The organism is Tahibacter caeni (assembly GCF_024609805.1).
Taxonomy (GTDB): domain Bacteria; phylum Pseudomonadota; class Gammaproteobacteria; order Xanthomonadales; family Rhodanobacteraceae; genus Tahibacter; species Tahibacter caeni.
In genome coordinates this window covers 1-3,808 of sequence record NZ_JANFVR010000401.1, presented here as the reverse complement: position 1 = coordinate 3,808, position 3,808 = coordinate 1, and the positions used below count along the sequence as shown (strand labels likewise).

Below are 3,808 nucleotides of genomic sequence, written 5' to 3'. Positions count from 1 at the left end.
GCACGCGCGCCGGCGCTCGCCGCCGCGTTCGCGGCGCGCGGCTGGTCGCTGCCGCAAGGCATCGATCGCGTCTACGATGCGGCGCGCGCGATCGCCGGCCTCGGCTGGCGGCCGCGCTACGGCTTCGCGGAAGTGCTCGCGCAACACGATGCCGAATCCTCGGACGTGCTGGCGCCCGATGCGGCGTGCGGCGTCGACGACTGAACCGGCGGCGCAACGACACCGGCCTCGCGGCTGCATCGACGCGCCGCTTTGCTGCGTCCAGGCGGCACGGCACCGCAGCCCAGTGTCGTGCCGAAATGCGCAGTCGCCGCATCCGCGCGTTCCGCCGCGGCGCTGCTATGCTCGCGCCGCAGCCCGCCTGCTTCCGACGAGGGACTCCGCATGAGCCATCCACCTCCCGCCGGCGACGCGCGCGTCGCGGTATTCGTCGACTGCGACAACGTCGCGCCGGAAATCCTCGAACACGCGCTGCTGATGGCGGCCCAGTTCGGCCGCGTCGTACTGCGCCGCGGCTACGGCACGCGCGAGACCCTGGCGCACCGCTGGCAGGAAGCGCTCGTGCGCTATGCGTTCACGCCGTGCCTGCAGTATCCGTACGCGGCCGGCAAGAACACGGCCGACATCGCGCTCGCGCTCGATGCGCTCGAAGCGCTGTTCGACCGGCGCGCCGACACGTTCTGCCTCGTCACGAGCGATTCGGACTTCGCCCATCTCTGCCGCAAGCTGCGCGAACGCGGCGCGACGGTCTGCATCGTCGGCGAACCCAAGACCCCCGACGCGCTGCGCAACGCCAGCGACCAGTTCTTCGAATGGACGCGCGGCGACGCCGACGCGACCACGGAGCCCGCTGCCGGGCGCGCGACGCCCGCAGCCGCCGCGCCGAAGGACGCGAAGACGCCGGCGAAATCGGGAACGGCCAAACCCGCCGCGAAGCACAGCCCGGCCTTCGTCGTCGATGCGGTCTCGCTGCTCGCCGCCGACACGTCCGACGGCAAGGTCACCTTGAGCGCGCTCGGCCAGTACCTCAAGCGCACCGATCCGGCCTTCTCGCCGAAGACCTACGGCCATTCGAGCCTGCTGAACCTGATCAAGGGCTATGACCGGCTCGCCCTGCACCAGGGCGAAGGCGGCCACTGGTGGGTGGGTCCGGCCGTGAAGAACAAGGCGCCGAAGGAAGCCAGGGACAGGAAGAAAAATGCCGGCTGACGCGGCAGACTCTCCGCTTTGCATCGCCCGGCCGGACAATCGACGACGTAGTCCACGCCGCGCGCGCGAGCCGACTCACAGATGCCGGACGTCCGCCGGCGCGTTCCACCAGTTGTCGTTGAGCCCGTCGCAGTACGCGACCGGCGCGGCGACGAGCTCGTCCAGCGGCAGATCGTCGAGCGCGGCGACGCACACGCTGACGAAATCGCCGCCGAGCGCGTCGATGCGTCCATGCCCGTGCGTGGCCGTGCCGCAGTGCCGGCAGAAGCGATGGTGGGTCTCGAAGCCCTCGCCGGCCCGCGCGTAGTCGCCGAGGAATTCTTCGCCCTTGTGCAGCTGGAACTGCGCCGGCTTCAGGCCGACGACGTTCCAGTTGCGCTGCTTCCAGCAATAGCGGCAGTTGCATTTGCTGCTGCCGGCGAAATCCATCGTCACCTCGAACGCGACGCGGCCGCAGTGGCAGCTGCCGTGATAGGTCTTGGTCATGCGGGGGCCTCTCGTCGATGGGCTTCGGGCGCCGGCTGTGCGTCGATGTCGAACAGCCGGCCGCATCGACGCCGCAGCGACGGCGACCGGTACAAGGTCGGCATCCGGTTGTCTGCCGGCGGATTCGCCCGATCTCCGCACGATAGCGGCGCGCGCCGGGAAATAGCGTGACCCCGGCCGCGCCCTTGGTCGCGGCCCCGTCGTTCGTGCGGACAGTCCCGCGCCCGTTCATCGCGCTACAGGCGCGCAAGCCGCCTCATCCGGCCGTCGCCGCGCTCAGCAACTGCCAGAGTCCCCGCGCGACCAGCACGACGCCGCCGACCTTCGCGATGCGCCCGCTGTCCGGCAGCCAGCGTTCGGCAGCGATGGCCGCGGTCGCGAGCAGCATCGCGCGCCAGTCCATGACACCGACCGCGAGCAGCGCCGCGGTGAAGCCGGCGCAGCCGCCGATGCAGTGCAGGCCGAGTCGCGCACCGTAGCGCCAGGAAGTCGCCGCATCCGCGGACCGGTACGCGGGCGGAATCGTCGCCGTGCGACAACAGGCCAGCCGGCGCCGCTTCCAGGCGCTGAACTGCAGCAGTCCGGCGAGCAGCAGGACGATCGCGGCCGCGGCCGGCGCGGCGCGGGCCAGCGCCGGCGACTGCATCAGCATCGCGGAGAGCGCGAGGCCGGTCGGATGGATCAGCAGACCCAGCGCGCTCCAGACCGCGAAATACGCGAGTCCGGCGACGGCACAGAGCCGTCCGGCCCGCGCGCTGCCCGCAGCGGCGAGCGCGACGCGATAGCGCCAGAGCGCCGGCGCGATCGCCGGCAGCATCATCGCGAGCATCATGGCCGTCCACATGGCGACGAATGCCGCCGCCGCCGCGAACGCGCTCTGCCCGGGCATGCGCATCCAGGTCATGTCCATGCGCCAGCCGCCCGGCATGGCCATGGCGGGCATGTCCGCCATGGCGCGCGAGCCGAACGCCGTCGCCGCGACGCCCGCGGCGAACAACAGCGCCGCGACGGCGATGAAGGCCGGCGCGGCCGCAACGCGGGCGTGCGCCGTACAGCGCGCGGTCAGCAACGGATTCAGCACGGCGCGTACTCGTCGCGGCGGCGCCACCAGATGCCGTGCTCGTTGCGTCCGAGCGGCGCGCGGTCGAGCCACTGGTACATGCCCCAGAGACCGTCGAGCCCGCGCGCATAGGTCGAATATGTGTGATAGACCGCATCGCCTTCGCGCACGAATGCGCTCATGCCCGGCCGGTCGCGCGTGAACGTCGCCGCGTCGGTACCGGCCTGCGCGGCGATGATCTGGACCGGGCTTCGCTCCTGCGCGCACGCGGCGCCGTTCGACGCGCAGGACCCGGGTACGGCGGCCGGCAGCGCCGGTTCGCGCCGGTAGTTGTACTCGATGCCGCCTTCGCGCTGCTGCGCCGCCGTGAATGCGACGTGGAAATCGACGTTGAATTCGCCGTCGCCGGCCGACGCCCAAGGAAACGACCAGCCCATGCGCCGGCGATACGCGAGCAAAGTGGCCAGCGGCGCGCGCGAGACCGCCATCAGGGTCACGTCGTGATTCGCCAGGTGCACGGCGAAGCCGTCGAAACCGTCGGCGATGGCCGAGCAGGACGGACAGCCCGCCGCGTAGTCGGGCCCGAACATGAAGTGATAGACCAGCAGCTGCGAGCGGCCGCCGAACAGTTCGGCCAGGGTGGCACTGCCCTGCTCGGTGTCGAAGCGGTAGGCCTTGTCCACGCGCACCCAGGGCAGCGCCCGGCGCTGCCGCGCGAGCGCGTCGCTGCGCCGCGTGAGTTCCTTCTCCTGCGCGAACAGGTCCAGCCGCGCCGCGAGCCATTCCTGCCGTGTGCCGATCTTGCGTGTCGCCGTCATCGTCGTGATCTCCGTGACGCGGCGGCCCCGATGGCCGCCGCTGCTGCGCTAGATTGCGAGGCGCGGCGTTCCAGGTGGGAGTGACAACGGTGGCGGGATTGCTGTGGATTCGCTGATCACGGCCGCGGCGCAGGCGCTGGCCGCCGGCGACGCGCTCGGCGCACTCAAGCGCGTCGCGCTGCGCGACGATGCGCCGGCGCTGGCGCTGCGCGGCATCGCGATGGCCCAGCTCGGC

General features: G+C 71.6%; 4 protein-coding genes and 1 pseudogene. 2 read left to right on the top strand and 3 right to left on the bottom strand.

The window, feature by feature from the left end; genetic code table 11:
- Both NON22_RS21565 and NON22_RS21560 read left to right on the top strand, forming a co-directional pair.
- Nucleotides 1-204: pseudogene (locus NON22_RS21565) on the top strand (NAD-dependent epimerase/dehydratase family protein); the annotation flags it as partial.
- 180 nt (nucleotides 205-384) lie between these two features.
- Nucleotides 385-1,209, top strand: coding sequence for an NYN domain-containing protein (locus NON22_RS21560; RefSeq protein ID WP_257389057.1), 825 nt, complete (start codon nucleotides 385-387; stop codon nucleotides 1,207-1,209).
- Nucleotides 1,210-1,284: 75 nt separating this feature from the next.
- Here the strand turns inward: NON22_RS21560 and NON22_RS21555 are convergent, their stop codons facing one another.
- The 3 genes from NON22_RS21555 to NON22_RS21545 form a co-directional block, all read right to left on the bottom strand.
- Entirely contained in the window at nucleotides 1,285-1,695 is a 411-nt protein-coding gene (locus NON22_RS21555) for a GFA family protein (RefSeq protein WP_257389056.1), read from the bottom strand.
- A 256-nt stretch (nucleotides 1,696-1,951) separates the two neighbouring features.
- Nucleotides 1,952-2,776 (bottom strand): DUF2182 domain-containing protein, encoded by an 825-nt coding sequence (locus NON22_RS21550; RefSeq protein WP_257389055.1) that lies wholly within the window; start codon nucleotides 2,774-2,776, stop codon nucleotides 1,952-1,954.
- Complete coding sequence (locus NON22_RS21545) at nucleotides 2,770-3,573, bottom strand: DUF899 domain-containing protein (RefSeq protein ID WP_257389054.1); 804 nt, start codon at nucleotides 3,571-3,573, stop codon at nucleotides 2,770-2,772. The genes NON22_RS21550 and NON22_RS21545 overlap by 7 nt, the downstream gene beginning before the upstream one ends.
- Nucleotides 3,574-3,808 lie beyond the last annotated feature (235 nt).